This window comes from Serratia sp. JSRIV006 (assembly GCF_019968685.1).
In the GTDB taxonomy this organism is placed as follows: Bacteria; Pseudomonadota; Gammaproteobacteria; order Enterobacterales; family Enterobacteriaceae; genus Chania; species Chania fonticola_B.
The window spans coordinates 173,003-188,271 of record NZ_CP074137.1 but is presented as its reverse complement, the minus strand read 5'-3'; the positions used below and the strand labels follow the sequence as shown (position 1 = coordinate 188,271).

The 15,269-nt window shown below is 55.8% G+C and carries 15 protein-coding genes; 5 read left to right on the top strand and 10 right to left on the bottom strand.

What is annotated here, in order from left to right; translation table 11 throughout:
- Positions 1-31 precede the first annotated feature (31 nt).
- Genes bcsA through bcsR form a run of 3 tightly spaced genes read right to left on the bottom strand, consistent with a single transcriptional unit; the run spans position 32 to position 3,567 of the window.
- Positions 32-2,635, bottom strand: coding sequence for a UDP-forming cellulose synthase catalytic subunit (bcsA, locus tag KGP16_RS00840; RefSeq protein WP_223500651.1), 2,604 nt, complete (start codon positions 2,633-2,635; stop codon positions 32-34).
- Positions 2,632-3,369 (bottom strand): cellulose biosynthesis protein BcsQ, encoded by a 738-nt coding sequence (bcsQ, locus tag KGP16_RS00835; protein ID WP_223500650.1) that lies wholly within the window; start codon positions 3,367-3,369, stop codon positions 2,632-2,634. Before bcsQ ends, bcsA begins: the two co-directional genes overlap by 4 nt.
- 3 nt (positions 3,370-3,372) lie before the next feature.
- A complete protein-coding gene (bcsR, locus tag KGP16_RS00830; protein WP_223500649.1) occupies positions 3,373-3,567 on the bottom strand; it encodes a cellulose biosynthesis protein BcsR in 195 nt (64 codons plus the stop codon).
- A 194-nt stretch (positions 3,568-3,761) separates the two neighbouring features.
- Here bcsR and bcsE point away from each other — a divergent pair, with 194 nt between their 5' ends.
- Genes bcsE through bcsG form a run of 3 tightly spaced genes read left to right on the top strand, consistent with a single transcriptional unit; the run spans position 3,762 to position 7,176 of the window.
- Positions 3,762-5,324 carry a cellulose biosynthesis protein BcsE gene (gene bcsE / locus KGP16_RS00825; RefSeq protein ID WP_223500648.1) on the top strand — a complete coding sequence of 521 codons (1,563 nt, stop codon included), beginning with the start codon at positions 3,762-3,764 and terminating at the stop codon, positions 5,322-5,324.
- Positions 5,321-5,518 carry a cellulose biosynthesis protein BcsF gene (gene bcsF, locus KGP16_RS00820; protein ID WP_223500647.1) on the top strand — a complete coding sequence of 66 codons (198 nt, stop codon included), beginning with the start codon at positions 5,321-5,323 and terminating at the stop codon, positions 5,516-5,518. The genes bcsE and bcsF overlap by 4 nt, the downstream gene beginning before the upstream one ends.
- 2 nt (positions 5,519-5,520) lie before the next feature.
- Positions 5,521-7,176 carry a cellulose biosynthesis protein BcsG gene (gene bcsG / locus KGP16_RS00815; protein ID WP_223500646.1) on the top strand — a complete coding sequence of 552 codons (1,656 nt, stop codon included), beginning with the start codon at positions 5,521-5,523 and terminating at the stop codon, positions 7,174-7,176.
- 161 nt (positions 7,177-7,337) lie between these two features.
- Here bcsG and KGP16_RS00810 read toward each other — a convergent pair whose 3' ends face one another.
- The 7 genes from KGP16_RS00810 to dppA form a co-directional block, all read right to left on the bottom strand.
- A complete protein-coding gene (locus tag KGP16_RS00810) occupies positions 7,338-7,637 on the bottom strand; it encodes a helix-turn-helix domain-containing protein (protein WP_021807729.1) in 300 nt (99 codons plus the stop codon).
- Positions 7,634-7,924 (bottom strand): type II toxin-antitoxin system RelE/ParE family toxin, encoded by a 291-nt coding sequence (locus KGP16_RS00805; RefSeq protein WP_371822216.1) that lies wholly within the window; start codon positions 7,922-7,924, stop codon positions 7,634-7,636. Before KGP16_RS00805 ends, KGP16_RS00810 begins: the two co-directional genes overlap by 4 nt.
- 286 nt (positions 7,925-8,210) lie before the next feature.
- Positions 8,211-9,200: a dipeptide ABC transporter ATP-binding subunit DppF gene (gene dppF / locus KGP16_RS00800; RefSeq protein WP_021181580.1), complete on the bottom strand. Its 990-nt coding sequence runs from the start codon at positions 9,198-9,200 to the stop codon at positions 8,211-8,213.
- Positions 9,197-10,177: a dipeptide ABC transporter ATP-binding protein gene (dppD, locus tag KGP16_RS00795; RefSeq protein ID WP_021807726.1), complete on the bottom strand. Its 981-nt coding sequence runs from the start codon at positions 10,175-10,177 to the stop codon at positions 9,197-9,199. The genes dppF and dppD overlap by 4 nt, the downstream gene beginning before the upstream one ends.
- A 14-nt stretch (positions 10,178-10,191) precedes the next feature.
- Positions 10,192-11,094 carry a dipeptide ABC transporter permease DppC gene (dppC, locus tag KGP16_RS00790; RefSeq protein WP_218520002.1) on the bottom strand — a complete coding sequence of 301 codons (903 nt, stop codon included), beginning with the start codon at positions 11,092-11,094 and terminating at the stop codon, positions 10,192-10,194.
- Positions 11,095-11,105: 11 nt separating this feature from the next.
- Positions 11,106-12,125 carry a dipeptide ABC transporter permease DppB gene (gene dppB / locus KGP16_RS00785; RefSeq protein ID WP_037376574.1) on the bottom strand — a complete coding sequence of 340 codons (1,020 nt, stop codon included), beginning with the start codon at positions 12,123-12,125 and terminating at the stop codon, positions 11,106-11,108.
- A 162-nt stretch (positions 12,126-12,287) separates the two neighbouring features.
- Positions 12,288-13,895 carry a dipeptide ABC transporter periplasmic-binding protein DppA gene (gene dppA / locus KGP16_RS00780; RefSeq protein WP_223500644.1) on the bottom strand — a complete coding sequence of 536 codons (1,608 nt, stop codon included), beginning with the start codon at positions 13,893-13,895 and terminating at the stop codon, positions 12,288-12,290.
- Positions 13,896-14,606: 711 nt separating this feature from the next.
- Here dppA and KGP16_RS00775 point away from each other — a divergent pair.
- Positions 14,607-14,897, top strand: coding sequence for a DUF6516 family protein (locus KGP16_RS00775; protein ID WP_223500642.1), 291 nt, complete (start codon positions 14,607-14,609; stop codon positions 14,895-14,897).
- A 2-nt stretch (positions 14,898-14,899) separates the two neighbouring features.
- Positions 14,900-15,247, top strand: a complete 348-nt coding sequence (locus KGP16_RS00770) for a glycosyl transferase family 1 (RefSeq protein WP_223500641.1) — start codon at positions 14,900-14,902, stop codon at positions 15,245-15,247.
- Positions 15,248-15,269 lie beyond the last annotated feature (22 nt).

Here is a 15,269-nt window from a genome sequence, read left to right as displayed (position 1 = left end):
GGCTTGCGAACGGGCAGTTACGATACACAGCCTATGCCACAGCCTCTGGGGCCGTAGGAGCGCGGTCTCTTCCTACGCCATGCGGAATAAATGACAGGATCCAGGTGGCCAGCGAGGTCAGGCCAAGCAGGATCTTGCGCAACGTTGGCGGCGCATAGTCCGCCATGCGCCGGTAGCCGTGAAAACCTAGCATCAGTACGTCCCGCAGGCTGTCCACTGGCCGGTCTTCCGGGAATGCGTCTTGCCACAGTGCCCAGGTATCCGCCCGGGCAAAGGTGCATTGAATAAATTCGATATGTTGGCGGGTCGAGAGTTCGACCAAGCGGACCCCCACCGAGCGGCCATGAGATCGCGTCACCACGCAAGGGAAGCTGAACTCCTGCTGGCCACGTTTAAGCAGCAGCGCAATCTGGTCATGCTCTTGCAACCGATCCGCTACACGCATTTCGATACCCACGCCACCATCGGAGTAATCACGCAACGTACAGGGGAACAGATGTCCGTCAGCCCGGGCTATCGCGGCAGGCATGGCGATCTCTACGCGATGCGATTGCCGTACCTGCCTGGCCTCCACCGCCACGGCCACCGCTCCACCGAGGATGGTCATGTTATAGATCACCCAAATCAGGCTGATCACCACCGTCATCATCTCGTCCGTCGGGCCGTAGAAAAAGCGCCACACGCCAAAACCCAGGCCTGCCAGATTGAGTGTCACCAACAGCAGGTAAGGCCGGGTGATCACCCAATCAACGTGCTCTTGCGTAACCAGCCCGCCTTTGGCGGTGACGTTGAACTTGCCTTTATGCGGGTTGAACAAGGCCACGGTGGTCGGTCGAGCGATATACCAGGCCAGCACGGTTTCGTAGATTTCACTCCAGAAGGAGTGGCGGTATTTACCCTGAATACGTGAGTTGGTCAGGCTGGCGTGGATCATGTGGGGCAGCACATACAACGCAATCGCCAAGGCTGGCGCGAAGATGATGTAAGCATGCATCAACAAAAACGCCAGCGGCGCGGTCAGGAAGATCAGACGCGGAATACCGGACAGGAAATGCAGCATCGCGTTGGCATAGCACAGGCGCTGGGCAAACTTCAGCCCTTTGCCCAGCAGGGGGTTATCCAAACGGAAGATCTGCACCATGCCGCGCGCCCAACGAATACGTTGGCCGATATGGGCAGACAGGCTTTCCGTTGCCAGCCCGGCGGCCTGCGGAATACGGATATAGGCAGAGGTGTGGCCAAGACGGTGCAGACGCAGCGAGGTATGGGCATCTTCGGTCACCGTTTCCACCGCGATACCGCCGATCTCATCTAATGCCGTCCGGCGCAAGATGGCGCAGGAGCCGCAGAAGAAAGTGGCATCCCACATATCATTGCCGTCCTGCACCAGCCCATAAAACAAAGTACCTTCATTCGGCGTCTGGCGAAAACGCCCCAGGTTGCGCTCAAACGGGTCGGGCGAAAAGAAGTGGTGCGGCGTTTGCAGCATCGCCAGCTTCTTGTCTTTAAAGAACCAACCCATGGTCAGTTGCAGGAAAGAACGCGTGGGAACGTGATCGCAGTCGAAGATGGCAACAAAATCACCGCTAGCGTGCTTGAGCGCATTGTTGATATTGCCCGCTTTGGCGTGTTCATGGGTCGGCCGGGCGATGTATTTCACCCCAACCTCTGCGGCAAAGGCTTTAAACTCTGGCCGGTTACCGTCGTCGAGGATATAGATGTTGATTTTGTCTTTCGGCCAATCGATGCCCAGCGCCGCATAAACGGTGGGTTTCACCACGCCCAGATCTTCGTTGTAGGTCGGCACCAGCAGATCGACGGTCGGCCAGATGTTACTGTCGGCAGGCATCGGCACCGGCTGGCGATTCAACGGCCACACGGTCTGGAAGTAGCCCAGCACCAACACGACCCAGGCATAGGTTTCCGCTGCCAGCAATAGCAGGCCGCAGGTCAGGCTGAGCGGATCGTCCCAGTTCAGCGTTGAGGTATAGCGCCACCATAAATAACGGCAGGAAACGGTCAGCGACAGCACAATCAGCATCAGGCTGGGTAACCGGCCCGGGATACGCCGCACCACCATGGCAATACACCACAACAGCAGCACAAAAATAAACTGGGCGGGCAGTTCAAAGGGCTGGGAAATGCACAGCAGAGCCAGCAGCCCGGCCAATAGGCCAGCAAAGATAAACAGCACCCGACGCACCCGGTGATTCATCCGATTAAGGCGTTGTACCGTACGCTCCTCCATTCCGGCACCCTGCAAGCGTTGCGGCAAGCTTTGCAACCAGTTGGCATAACGCAGTTGCAAACGGTGCCAACCGGCAAAGTAGGATCGTCCCATCGGTGCCGGACCGCTGTGGGTCACTAGCAGCCAAAACCCCTGTAACAAATAACGCAGTGCATCTGCCGGGCGTGGACGATGAGGAGAAATATGGGGGAACCAATAGCTTTGGCCTGCCTGCACCTTTTGCCAACTAGGGGACTCAAACCGCAGCAACAGCCAGCCGATGGCCACCATCAGGGTCGTGAGGCCAGCGGTAAATGCCGGAGCCCCCGCATGGCGATAAGCGCGGTAGCGTTGTTGCACCGCCCGGTGAACGGGAGGCACCAGCAGCAGGCTCAATACCCTGCTCATACCTCGGCGTCCTGCAGGTTGAGCAGACACCAGTTGGCCAGCGTCAGCACTTCGTCGGCCGCCAGACTTTCCGGTCGATACTCTCCCAGCGGCTGCTTGACCGCCATCGCTTCCGCCAGCGCTTCATCACGATGGATCACCAGCGGCAACAGACCTGCCAGCGTTTGCAGCCACAGCTGATGCAGATCTTGTTGCAACGGGCTGGCCGAGGAGTAGTGATTAATCAGCAGGTGGCAGCCCGTAGGCAACGATTGCTGATGCAGGCGCGCATGGCAATTGGCATCGGGGTTAAGCAACAGGAAAACCTGGTCGGCCAACGCCAGTTGCTGTTCAATCTGGGGACCATCACCCGCCGGGATATCCAGCAGGATCCAGCGATACTGCCCAGAAGCACGCAGCTGAGCCAGAAAATCATGCCAACGTTGTGGGGTATCACTCTGTTGCTGCCGTACTTTTACCCGTTCGGCCGCGCTTAACCGGCCAAACGGCAGAAAATCGAGTTTTTTACCGTAACGCATTGCCCCTTGCTGCCACCCGGTGCCATCCAGCTCTGCACGAGCCCAGCCCCGGTTCAGTTCGAAGGGCATATTAAAGTGTAATCGCAGCAGGTTGTCCGGTGACAGGTCAATCGCCAGTACCGATTCGCCCAACTGCTGTAGCGCCCAAGCTAACGCAGCAGTGATTGACGTGGTGCCAATACCGCCCCGAACCCCTTGCAGTGCAATGACCGGCATGGCTTAAGCACTCCCCGTCTTGTTGGTCAGCTCCGCCAATAGCGGCCAGCGGACCATCATTTGTGCTAGCCGTTCCTGGCGTGCAATATCGATGTAGTTTAACTTGGGCAACGAAAAAGCGCGGCTCAAGGCCTGCAGATCGTCCTGAAGTTCTACTGGTGCTTTCTCCCGAAGCCCTCTTAACGCATCATTATTCATCTTGCCGCCTTATAAAATAGGCTAATGTTAAATGACTATAGCAACGTTCGGAAAAAATTGGGCCAATAAGATGAATCTTAACGGGTATTATCCCTCTAATGGCTAGATTTGCTATGCTAACTCTGGCATTACGCTTTTAAAGTGACCCGTTCGGGTTTGGTCTACGCCACTTTCAACAAAAGTAGAATAAATCTATGGCGAACTCTTTTTCATTAGGTATCCGACGGATTTGGCAAGAATTGTCGGCTATGCAATCCCCAGGTTTTTACTGGGTGAATATCGATCGCCAGAGCGATGCCAACCTATTTTGCCGGCAGATCATCGCCGCCCAGGAAGAAAATGCCCAGTTGGCACTGATTTGTAGCGGCAATCAGGTAGATACTTTATTGGCCACGCCTCTTTCCCCTGCGATTAAAAAGTTTCCTTTATATAGCCTGCCAGAAAAAAAGGCGGCGCTGCTGCATTTGGCCGACGATCTGATGCGTGAGCTAAAACCCAGCAACCGCTTACTGATCCTGTTGGCCCACGCCAGCCTGTGGCAAACCTTTACCAGCGATGAATTGCGCAACTGGGCCGCTCAACTCGGCCAATGGTTACACCAGCGGCAGTGTACGCTGGTGATACTCAGCCACGGCAGCGGCGTGAGTAAACTCAAAGGCCAGCTAGCCGCCGAGCACCGCATTCTCAACGGCCTGGCCAGCCTGCAGGGGCTACAAGGCAGTGCCCAGTATCTGGTGCACTGGTGGAGCACGGCAAACGGCATCAATGCCAATCAGTTGTTCACCCTGACCGAAGGCCCGGAAGGCTGGCAAGGGGCAGACGACAGTAACCAACCCTCCCCTACCCCGGAACGCAACGACGAGGGCCTGTGCCTGGCGGAACAACGCATTCTCGAGGGCGCCCCGCCGCTATCGGCCAGTTGGCAACTGTTTGAGGACAATACCAAGTTGATGCAGCGTGGCATGCTGACCATCGCCGCCACGCTGATCTTCGCCCTGTTTCAAAGTGACGAAATTGACGAGTTGGCCCATCAGATCCATAGCCTGCGCCGCAGCAGGGGCGACGGACTGAAGATTGTGGTGCGCGAGATGAGCGCCAGCCTGCGCTACAGCGACGAACGCCTGCTGCTGGCCTGCGGTGCCAATCTGATCGTGCCCCACGTGGCACCGCTTTCCAATTTTTTGACCATGCTGGAAGGTATCCAGGGCCAGCGACTATCGCGCCATATTCCGGCGGATATCGATAACCTGCTCACCGGTTTGCGGCCAATGCAACTGAAAGGCTACCTGCCGCTGGAGGAATTCAGCCGGGCGGTGACTTCCCTTATGGAAAATACCCTGTTGCCGGAAGATGGCAAAGGGGTGATGGTCGCCCTGCGCCCATCACCGGGGTTGAGCGCCCGCCAGTCGATGACGCTGTGCCATTTGCGGCGTTTTGGCGACATCATGACCGTGGCGCAGAATCGACTGTTCCTGTTCCTTTCCACCTGCCGGATTAACGATCTGGATACTGCACTGAAATTCGTCTTCCGCCTGCCAGTGAGTGAGGCGTTCAGTAACCGAGTAGTGTGGCATCTGGATGTCGATATTATCGATAAAATCAGGCTGATGCGGCAGCATATCGAGTTTTCGCTCCCCGCCAGCAAGCTGCAATCGGCCGCTGTCACCACCCACGCCGTAGAAACGGAACACCAGACCGAACGCCGGGAACCCATTCCCTTCACCCTGATGAGCCTCGGGCAGGAGGAACAGCCATGAACGCACTTGACGATATCGTGCAACTGGTGCTCCTGTGCGCCATAGTGTTTATCCCTACGGGATACCTGCTGCATCGCCGTTTCCCCAACTGGCGCCGATCTTGGCAGAATTTGTTGTTATCACCGCGCTATTTAAAGTCGGCAGGGCTATGGGTGCGCGCAGGTTCCACCTCTCAAATCAAGCGTAAAAAATAACCATGAGTGACGATAAAATAACGCAACCTAACAATACCTTATGGCGATACTGGCGCGGTCTTGGCGGCTGGAACTTCTATTTCCTGGCCAAGTTCGGCCTGCTGTGGTTCGGCTATCTGAACTTCCATGCGCTGCCCAACCTGGTGTTTATGGCCTTTTTACTGATGCCGATCCCTTCGCCGCGCTGGCACCGCTGGCGTCACCTGATCGCCATTCCTATCGGTATCGGTTTGTTTTACCACGATACCTGGCTACCGGGGATTAACAGCATCCTTAGCCAGGGCTCGCAGCTCACCGGTTTCAGCGCGGATTATCTACTGGAGCTGACCAACCGCTTTATCAACTGGCAGATGATTGGCGCCGCCTTCGTGCTGCTGATTGCCTACCTGTTCCTGGCCCAATGGATACGCATCACGGTATTTACCGTGGCGGCATTGGTGTGGTTGAACGTGGTCAATATTGCTGGCCCGGCGGTCTCCTTGCTGCCTGCCACCCATACCGCTACGGTGACGGATACCCCGTCTACACCGGCCACGGCGAGCACGCCAGGCGGCAATCTGCCTGCGGCCAATGGCCCACCGACCAATGCCAACCTCACGGCCTACCTGGAGCAGTTCTACCAGCAGGAAAAAGCCCGAGCGACCACCTTCCCGGCCGCCTTACCCGCCGATGCCCAGCCGTTTGACGTGCTGATCATCAACATCTGTTCGCTGGCCTGGGCCGATCTGGATGCCGTCAATCTGCGCAACCATCCGCTGTGGGCCAAGATGGACATTATGTTCACCAACTTCAACTCGGCCACCGCGTACAGCGGCCCAGCGGCCATCCGCCTGCTACGCGCCAGCTGCGGCCAGCCTTCGCATCACGATCTGTATCAACCCGCCAATCAGCAGTGTTATCTGTTTGACAACCTGGCCAGGCTGGGCTTTAAACAACAGCTGATGCTGGATCACTCTGGCGTGTTCGGTAATTTCCTGAAAGAGCTGCGTGAGCAAGGTGATATGCAGGCTCCGCTGATGTCCCAGGCAGGGATCGGCAATGAGCTGGCCTCATTCGACGGTGAACCAATCTATAACGACCTGCAACTGCTCAACCGCTGGCTCGATCAGCAGAAACAGGGCGGCGATGCCCGCACCGCCACCTTCTTCAACCTGATCCCGCTGCATGACGGCAACCGCTTTGTCGGGGGTAAACAGACCGCCGATTATCAGCCTCGAGCGCAAAAGCTGTTTGATCAGTTGAACACCTTCCTTGATGAGCTTCAGAAATCCGGACGCAAGGTGATGGTGGTGATCGTGCCGGAGCACGGTGCGGCGCTGGCGGGCGACAAAATGCAGATGTCTGGCCTGCGGGATATCCCAAGCCTGAACATTACCCATACGCCGGTTGGTATCAAACTGGTAGGGATGCAGGCCCCGCACCAGGGCAGCCCGGTGGAGATTAAAACGCCGAGCAGCTATCTGGCGCTGTCTGAGCTGATTTCCCGTCTGGTGGATGGCAAGGTATTCAGCGCGCCAAGCGTCGACTGGCCAGTGCTGACGCAGAACCTGCCGCAGACTGCGGTGATCTCGGAGAATGACAATGCCATCGTGATGCAGTATCAGGGTAAGGCGTATATTCGCCTTAATGGCGGGGATTGGGTGCCTTATCCCCAGTAACTGGTGAAGGGAGTTTTGCGGTTATAGACTGAAACTGCAGACATTCCCTCACCGGGCTCAAAATATAGGGGCGCGGCATGCTGCGCCCCGTTTTGAGTTGATTGGGGAATTTTTGCAATCTTCGGTTAATTAGACCTGGCTCGAGACCAAAGCACCTTCGATCAGATATGGAAGACTCGCCCACCGCCTTCCGGCATCTCTACAGTCAGACTCAACTTCCCACCCATAGCTTCAATATAGCGTTTTAGCGTCGCTAACTTTACGTCATTACCACGCTGCTCTATTTGTGCAACCGCGGATTGGCTTACGCCCATAGCTTCGGCCAGGCTTTTCTGTGACAGTTGCAGCTCATCACGCATCAGTTGCAAACCTGTTTCTAGCATCATTTCGTCGGCCATTTCCTTGATACGGGCTTGGCTCTCAAGAGAACGGGCAGCGACTGCATCACGTAACGTTTTCATTTGGATACCTCTTGTGTGGCTAAATACGCCGTAAATTCATCATCCGCTATTCGGATCATTGTCTCGTAAAAACGCTTATCATTACTTTTATCACCAGCGCACAACACAATGGCTTGGCGTTTGGGGTCGAAAACAAAAAAGGCACGGATTGGGCGGCCCGAATACTGAACACGCAGCTCTTTCATATTCTTGTATCTTGAACCTTTTACCGTGTCAGCGTAAGGACGTGGCAGTTGAGGCCCATACGTCTCCAGGTTCATCAGGTCAGCCAGTACCTTCTCCTGCATCCCTTCTTCCTGCTCTTGCAACCAAGAATCAAATGTCGAGGTAAAAATAACAGTCCACAAAGCCTTCTCCTTTATAAGCTACAACTTATAATTAATTCTATAAGTCATAACTTATAGCGTCAACAATATCGACTAAAAAGTAATCACCATGGGATTTGCTTCGCATCTATAAGTAAAAAAACGCCGGTATCGCTACCGGCGTCAGATTGAAGATCGAGTGTTAATGTCGCTGAGGTAACCGGGCGCAGCACGCAGAGTATCTACGCTGCGAGCCCGGTTAGTAGTCTCAAGACCCAGCAGCTTCATCCTGGTCAACGGCAAAGCAGGCCACCATCTGATCGCCATACTGCTTGAGCTGCGGTTGCAGCTGGGTGCAGGTGCCAAAGGCACGGCGGCAGCGGGCGTTGAATGCACAGCCCGGCGGTGGATTCATCGGGCTTGGCAGCTCGCCGGTCAGCTTGATGCGCTCCCGGCGCATATCCGGGTTCAGGCGCGGCGTAGCGGAAAGCAGTGCCTGAGTGTACGGATGGCGCGGGTTATTGAAGATGGCGTCTTTACTGCCCTTCTCCACGCAGCGGCCGAGGTACATCACCATCACTTCATCAGCAATGTGCTCCACCACCGACAGATCGTGGGAGATAAACACGTAAGACAGCCCCAGATCCTGTTGCAGGTCCATCATCAGGTTCAGCACCTGCGCACGCACGGACACGTCCAACGCAGAGACAGGCTCATCGGCAATCACCACGTCCGGGTTGAGCATCAGCCCACGCGCAATGGCAATACGCTGCCGTTGGCCGCCGGAGAACATATGCGGGTAACGGTCGTAATGCTCGGTTTTCAGGCCGACCTTCGCCATCATCTCCAGCGCTTTCTCACGCCGTTCGGCGCTGCTCAACGAGGTGTTGATCAACAGCGGCTCCTCGAGGATCTGCCCCACCTTCTTACGAGGGTTAAGCGATCCGTAAGGATTCTGGAACACGATCTGGATCTTCTGGCGGCGCAGCTTCTCTGCCGTCACGTCCGGCTTAAGCAGATCTTGCCCCTGATAGTACAGCTCACCACCGGTAGGGATTTCGATCATGGTCAGCAGGCGGCCCAGCGTGGACTTGCCACAGCCAGACTCCCCAACCACCGCCAGGGTTTTACCACGCTCAAGGGTAAAGGAAACCCCGTCCAGCGCCTTCACCAGTCGTTCCGGGGCAAACAGCCCCTTCTTGACCGGGTAGTGTTTTTTCAGGTCAATGGCCTGCAATAAAGGGTGGTTCTGGCTCATACGGTCGGCCTCCCCGCATCATCCAGCGGTGTGTGACATTTAACCTGACGGCCGGGAATGCTGCGCAGTTCCGGCTCTTCTTCGCGACAGTGTTGGGTAGCATACGGGCAACGCGGGTTCAGCAAGCAGCCTTCCGGCCGATCGTACTTGCCCGGCACCACACCAGGCAGCGAGGCCAAACGCGCCTTGTCGGTAGCAAACTCCGGCAACGCACGCAGCAGCGCCTGGGTGTACGGGTGGCGCGGCGAACGGAAAATTTCTACCGCCTTGCCGGATTCCACCACCTGCCCGGCATACATCACGATGATGTGGTGTGCCGCTTCCGCCACCAGCGCCAGATCGTGGGTGATCAGCAGCAGCGCCATGTTTTCACGCTGTTGCAGCTCGAGCAGCAGCTCAATGATCTGGGCCTGAATGGTCACGTCGAGCGCGGTCGTCGGTTCATCCGCAATCAGCAGCTTGGGCCGGCAGGCGATCGCCATGGCGATCATCACACGCTGGCTCATCCCGCCAGAAAGCTGATGAGGGTAAACATCCAGCCGCGAGGCCGGATCGGGAATGCCTACCTGATTGAGCAGGTCGATAGCGCGTTGGCGACGGGTACGGCGATTACCGCCCTGATGCACCTTCAGCGCTTCCATAATCTGGAAACCGACGGTATAGCACGGGTTCAGGCTGGTCATCGGGTCCTGGAAGATCATCGCGACTTCGGAGCCCACCAGCTGGCGGCGCTCTTTTTCCGAGATTTTCCGCAGGTCCTGGCCGTTGAACTCCAGCTTGTCGGCCATCACCTTGCCGGGGAAATCGATCAACCCCATGATCGCCAGCGAGCTGACGGATTTACCGGAGCCGGATTCGCCGACGATGCCAACCACCTGCCCCTGTTCTACGCTGTAGCTGATTCGGTCTACCGCGCGGAACGGCGCACCTTCGTCACCGAAGTGCACCGAAAGCTTGTCTACATTTAATAACGCCATTCTCTCTTCCTCTGTTACTGCTTGAGTTTGGGGTCGAGAGCATCACGCAAGCCGTCCCCCATCAGGTTAAAGGCCAAAACCGTCAGCAGAATGGCCACCCCTGGGAAGGTCACAACCCACCAGGCACTTTGCGCGAACTGCAACACGTCGGAGAGCATAGTGCCCCACTCCGGCGTTGGCGGTTGCGCACCCATACCCAGGAAGCCGAGAGCGGCCATATCCAGAATGGCGTTCGAGAAACCAAGAGAAGCCTGCACGATCAGCGGTGCCAGGCAGTTTGGCAGGATATTGACGAACATCTGACGCGCCGCCCCAGCCCCCGCCACGCGCGAAGCCGTCACGTAATCGCGGTTCACTTCCACCAGCACCGCAGCGCGGGTCAAGCGGACATAGTGCGGCAAAGCAACGAAGGTCAGCGCCAGCGAGGCGTTAACGATCGAGGGCCCAAACACCGCCACCAGCACCAACGCCAACAGCAGGCTTGGCAGTGCCAGCATGATATCGACCACGCGCATGATGATGGCATCGACTACGCCGCCGAAATAACCGGCCAACAGGCCGAATACCACGCCCATCACCAGCGAAAGCACCACCACCAGGCAGCCGACCAGCAACGAGAGCCTGGCACCGTACATCAGCCGCGACAGCACATCACGGCCGACATCGTCGGTACCCAGAATAAACTTCCAGCTTCCGCCAGTCTCCCAGACCGGGGGCCTAAGCAGGGCATCACGGAACTGTTCGGCAGGCGCATGTGGAGCCAGGAACCCGGCCCCCACGGCAACCACCAGCATGATAACGATATAAGCCAGGCCAACCACGGCCCCTTTGTTGCGCTTGAAATAGTGCCAAAACTCCTGGAACGGGGTCATTGGCTTCGGCGCACCTTTCACTACAGACTCGGTCATTTGAGACATCAGAGCGCCCCTTATTTCTTGTGGCGAATACGCGGGTTGACCACTCCGTAGAGCACGTCTACCAGCAGGTTAACCAGAATAATCATACAGGCGACCAACAATACGCCGCCCTGAACAACCGGATAATCACGGCGTTGCAACGCATCCATCAGCCAGCGGCCAAGCCCCGGCCAGGAGAAGATGGTTTCTGTCAGGATCGCCCCGGCCAGCAAGGTACCAACCTGTAGGCCGATCACCGTCACCACCGGCAGCAAGGCGTTACGCAACGCATGCACCACGATCACCCGCATACGGCTCACACCCTTGGCGCGCGCAGTACGGATATAGTCTTCACCCAGCACTTCCAGCATGGAGGAACGGGTCATACGCACGATAACCGCCAGCGGGATGGTGCCCAACACGATGGCAGGCAGGATCATATGCATCACGGCGTCGATGAAATCACCCGGCTCACCCCAGAACAGGGTGTCGATCAGCATAAAGCCGGTCAGCGGTAGGCTGTCATCGAGGAAGACCGTATCGCTTATTCGCCCCGATACGGGCGTGAGGTTGAGCTGTACCGAGACCAGCATGATCAGCATCATGCCCCACCAGAAGATCGGCATTGAATAGCCGGTCAGGGAGAGACCCACGGCGGTATGGTCAAACACCGAACCTCGCTTGACGGCCGCCAGCACCCCCACCGGGATACCGACAATCACCGCGAAGAGCATCGCGCACAGGCCCAGTTCCAGGGTGGCCTTAAAGCGCGGCACAAACTCTTCCCACACGGAGATACGGCTTTTGAGGGACGTCCCCAAATCGCCATGCAGCACGTTGGTGACGTAATTGAAGTATTGGTGATAGAGCGGTTTATCCAGCCCCATCTCTGCCATGAGTTGTGCATGGCGCTCTGCGGAGATCCCGCGTTCCCCGGCCATAATGGTCACCGGATCGCCGGGGATCATATGGACGAATGCAAAAGTCAGCAACGTTATGCCGATAAACGTTGGGATAACTAACCCCAAACGTCGGAGTATGAACTGCAACATATCCCGAACTCTCTGTATAAAGTGCCTGGCAGCTCATCGTCCGCCAGGCTTATTAAAACTCACACGCTTCACGACATTCTTCTGGGGACGGGAATGCAGGGGCGCAACGTATTGCGCCCCTGCAGATTAACTATCCCAGTCCTTCAACCCGCCTTGGTAGGCTTAGTCCAGAGAAACGTTCTCAAAGTGATGTTTACCAAGCGGATCGACCACATAGCCCTTCACTTCTTTACGCACTGGCTCGTAAACGGTGGAGTGGGCAACAATCAGCGCCGGGGCCTGATCGTGCATGACTACCTGAGCCTGCTTGTAGAGTGCGACACGTTTGTCGTGGTCTGCTTCGGCACGGGCCGGTTGGATCAGATCCTCAAACGGCTTGTAGCACCAACGGGAGTAGTTGGAACCATCTTTAGCGGCCGCACAGCTGAACAGCGTGGCGAAGAAGTTGTCTGGATCCCCATTGTCACCGGTCCAGCCCATCATGACCGTCTGGTGCTCACCGTCTTTGGCACGCTTGAGGTACTCGCCCCACTCGTAGGTGACGATCTTGGCATTGACGCCAATCTTCGCCCAGTCGGACTGGATCATCTCAGCCATACGACGTGCGTTCGGGTTATACGGACGCTGTACCGGCATCGCCCACAGATCGATGGAGAAGCCATCTGGCATGCCTGCTTCTTTCAGCAGCTCTTTGGCCTTGACAGGATCGTAAGTGTAGTCTTTGATCTCGTCGTTATAGCCCCACATGGTTGGTGGGATCAGGTTCTTGGCAGGTTGACCCGCCCCCTGATACACCGCATCCACGATGGCCTGCTTGTTCACCGCCATGGTCAGTGCCTGACGCACCTTCACGTTATCCAGCGGCTTCTTCTCGGTGTTGAACGACAGGTAGCCGACGTTCAGGCCAGGCTGTTCCATCAGGTTGATGGTTTTGTCCTGCTTCATGCGAGCGATGTCTGCCGGGTTCGGGTACGGCATGACCTGGCACTCGTTTTTCTGCAGTTTGGCGTAACGCACAGAGGCATCTGGCGTGATGGAGAACACCAGGCGATCGATCTTCGGTTTGGTGCCCCAGAAACCGTCAAAGGCCTTGTAGAGGATTTTGGAGTCTTTCTGGTACTGCAACAGTTGGAACGGCCCGGTACCCACAGGGTTCAGGTCCACTTTCTCTGGCGTACCGGCTTTCATCATCTTGTCGGCATATTCTGCAGACAGAATAGAAGCGAAGTCCATGCCCAGGTCAGCCAGGAATGGCGCTTCTGGACGGGTCAGCGTGAAGCGAACGGTGTTGTCGTCCACTTTCTCGACTTTGCTGATCAGATCCTGCATGCCCATACCCTGGAAGTATTCATAGCTGCCGCCAGAAACCTTGTGGTAAGGGTGGTTTGGATCGAGCTGACGCATGAAGGAGAACACCACGTCGTCGGCATTCAGTTCACGGCTAGGTTTGAAATCTTTGCTGTCCTGCCACTTCACGCCTTTGCGCAGGTGGAAGGTATAGGTTTTACCGTCTTCGCTGACGTCCCACTTCTCTGCCAGGCCGGGTTCCAGTTCGGTGGTGCCCAGTTTGAACTCAACCAGACGGTTATAGATTGGCACTGAGCTGGCATCATAGGTGGTACCGGAGGTGAACAACTGCGGGTTGAACCCTTCAGGAGAGCCTTCAGAACAGTAAACCAGCGTCTTTGCCTGCACGCTGGCCGCAACGGTCAGCGCAATCAGGCCGATACCGAATTTCAGAATCCCTGATTTACCCAAGGAACTTGTCATCGCTAGTGCTCCGTATGTGATGTGGTGTGTGTATTACCGCCAGAGCCTAATATTTTTTGTTACGCGGCCTGTGCGGTCAGTGCCCGAAGGCAGGAGGAATAAAAAGCGCGAGAATGCCGGATGGAACGCATCACGGCAGGGCGTTTGAGCGAGTGAATTCCACTCATACACCTCTCACTCTTATCCCTGAGGGTACCAAATTGCCAACTGTTTGGGGTGCCGTCAATATAACCAGTAGGGATTTACCTAGACTGTGAGAAACAGCAAGCAAACATAAAAAAAACCTTTCAGCAACATTTACAGCATTAAAACTTGTGCTACGGGTTAAATCTTGGCGTCATGAACCGGCTATCAGGTTCTATCCAGCATTAACCTCCAATAAAAAACCAAAAAAGATTATTGCTGAATGATGAATATCTGAGCGGTTATTTTTGTGATCCCGGTAAAAGACAGGAGGAAATGCTGGGGCACTACCCGAAAGAGGGAGCTGGGTGGAGGGGTTGTGCGTGAGGGATTTCTTACCATTTCGCTGGCTACTTGACCCCACGTTGCGAGTGGACTCGCAACCATTAAAAGAGCCCTCTTGCCAGCCTCTACTTCCCCTCACACTATTGATGCCTAGCTAGAGGTAGACATTTTTTGCCATATGGGCAGGTGTTGTCATCATTGACAACACTTGAGTGCGTTGTTATTTTGAACAACAGAAGGGAGATGGAATTGCCTTCTCAACTCATCTTTCAGGACAGGATCGCGCTGACGGAAACCGAGTTTGTACAAATGGTTATTTGGTTTGTCGAACCCGCAGTCAGAGCCAGTGCTCATCACTATAAGTACCGATTCGCCTATGTGAAAGACGGCATCTGCCGCTTACGCTATGACAACGAGGCAGGCAAAGGCGATCATAAACATCTGGATGAAAAACAACAGCCCATCAATTTCACCAGTCCAAAAGCGCTGATACGCAGTTTCTTCGATGAGGTTGCACAGCTAAGAGGAGACTAAAGATGAATACAGTCACCATCCGAGTCGCTTCTCTTGAGGAAGCGCAACGCTATATGGAAGCCGCACTGGAAGGCGACGAACAGCACAAAGGGAATTACATTACCTTTCTGGATTGGAATTCGTTATGGAAGACACTCTCGCCCAAAAAAATGCATATCTTGCACTGCATGACCGGGGCCGGGGAGCTTTCAATCAGAGAAGTTGCTCGTCGCGTTGAGCGGGATGTCAAAGCTGTGCATACGGATCTTCAGGCGTTGTTGGCTTGTGGCATCGTTGATAAGGGTACAGCCGGAGTGATATTCCCCTACGACCAAATCCATTTCGATTTTGTCATTGGTAAGGCAGCCTGAGCAATAAACTCCAGACGTAAAA

Coding starts and splice junctions, on each gene's coding strand:
- bcsA (WP_223500651.1), bottom strand. CDS start 2,635: ATGAGCAGGGTATTGAGCCTGCTGCTGGTGCCTCCCGTTCACCGGGCG.
- bcsQ (WP_223500650.1), bottom strand. CDS start 3,369: ATGCCGGTCATTGCACTGCAAGGGGTTCGGGGCGGTATTGGCACCACG.
- bcsR (WP_223500649.1), bottom strand. CDS start 3,567: ATGAATAATGATGCGTTAAGAGGGCTTCGGGAGAAAGCACCAGTAGAA.
- bcsE (WP_223500648.1), top strand. CDS start 3,762: ATGGCGAACTCTTTTTCATTAGGTATCCGACGGATTTGGCAAGAATTG.
- bcsF (WP_223500647.1), top strand. CDS start 5,321: ATGAACGCACTTGACGATATCGTGCAACTGGTGCTCCTGTGCGCCATA.
- bcsG (WP_223500646.1), top strand. CDS start 5,521: ATGAGTGACGATAAAATAACGCAACCTAACAATACCTTATGGCGATAC.
- KGP16_RS00810 (WP_021807729.1), bottom strand. CDS start 7,637: ATGAAAACGTTACGTGATGCAGTCGCTGCCCGTTCTCTTGAGAGCCAA.
- KGP16_RS00805 (WP_371822216.1), bottom strand. CDS start 7,924: ATGCAGGAGAAGGTACTGGCTGACCTGATGAACCTGGAGACGTATGGG.
- dppF (WP_021181580.1), bottom strand. CDS start 9,200: ATGAGCCAGAACCACCCTTTATTGCAGGCCATTGACCTGAAAAAACAC.
- dppD (WP_021807726.1), bottom strand. CDS start 10,177: ATGGCGTTATTAAATGTAGACAAGCTTTCGGTGCACTTCGGTGACGAA.
- dppC (WP_218520002.1), bottom strand. CDS start 11,094: ATGTCTCAAATGACCGAGTCTGTAGTGAAAGGTGCGCCGAAGCCAATG.
- dppB (WP_037376574.1), bottom strand. CDS start 12,125: ATGTTGCAGTTCATACTCCGACGTTTGGGGTTAGTTATCCCAACGTTT.
- dppA (WP_223500644.1), bottom strand. CDS start 13,895: ATGACAAGTTCCTTGGGTAAATCAGGGATTCTGAAATTCGGTATCGGC.
- KGP16_RS00775 (WP_223500642.1), top strand. CDS start 14,607: ATGGAATTGCCTTCTCAACTCATCTTTCAGGACAGGATCGCGCTGACG.
- KGP16_RS00770 (WP_223500641.1), top strand. CDS start 14,900: ATGAATACAGTCACCATCCGAGTCGCTTCTCTTGAGGAAGCGCAACGC.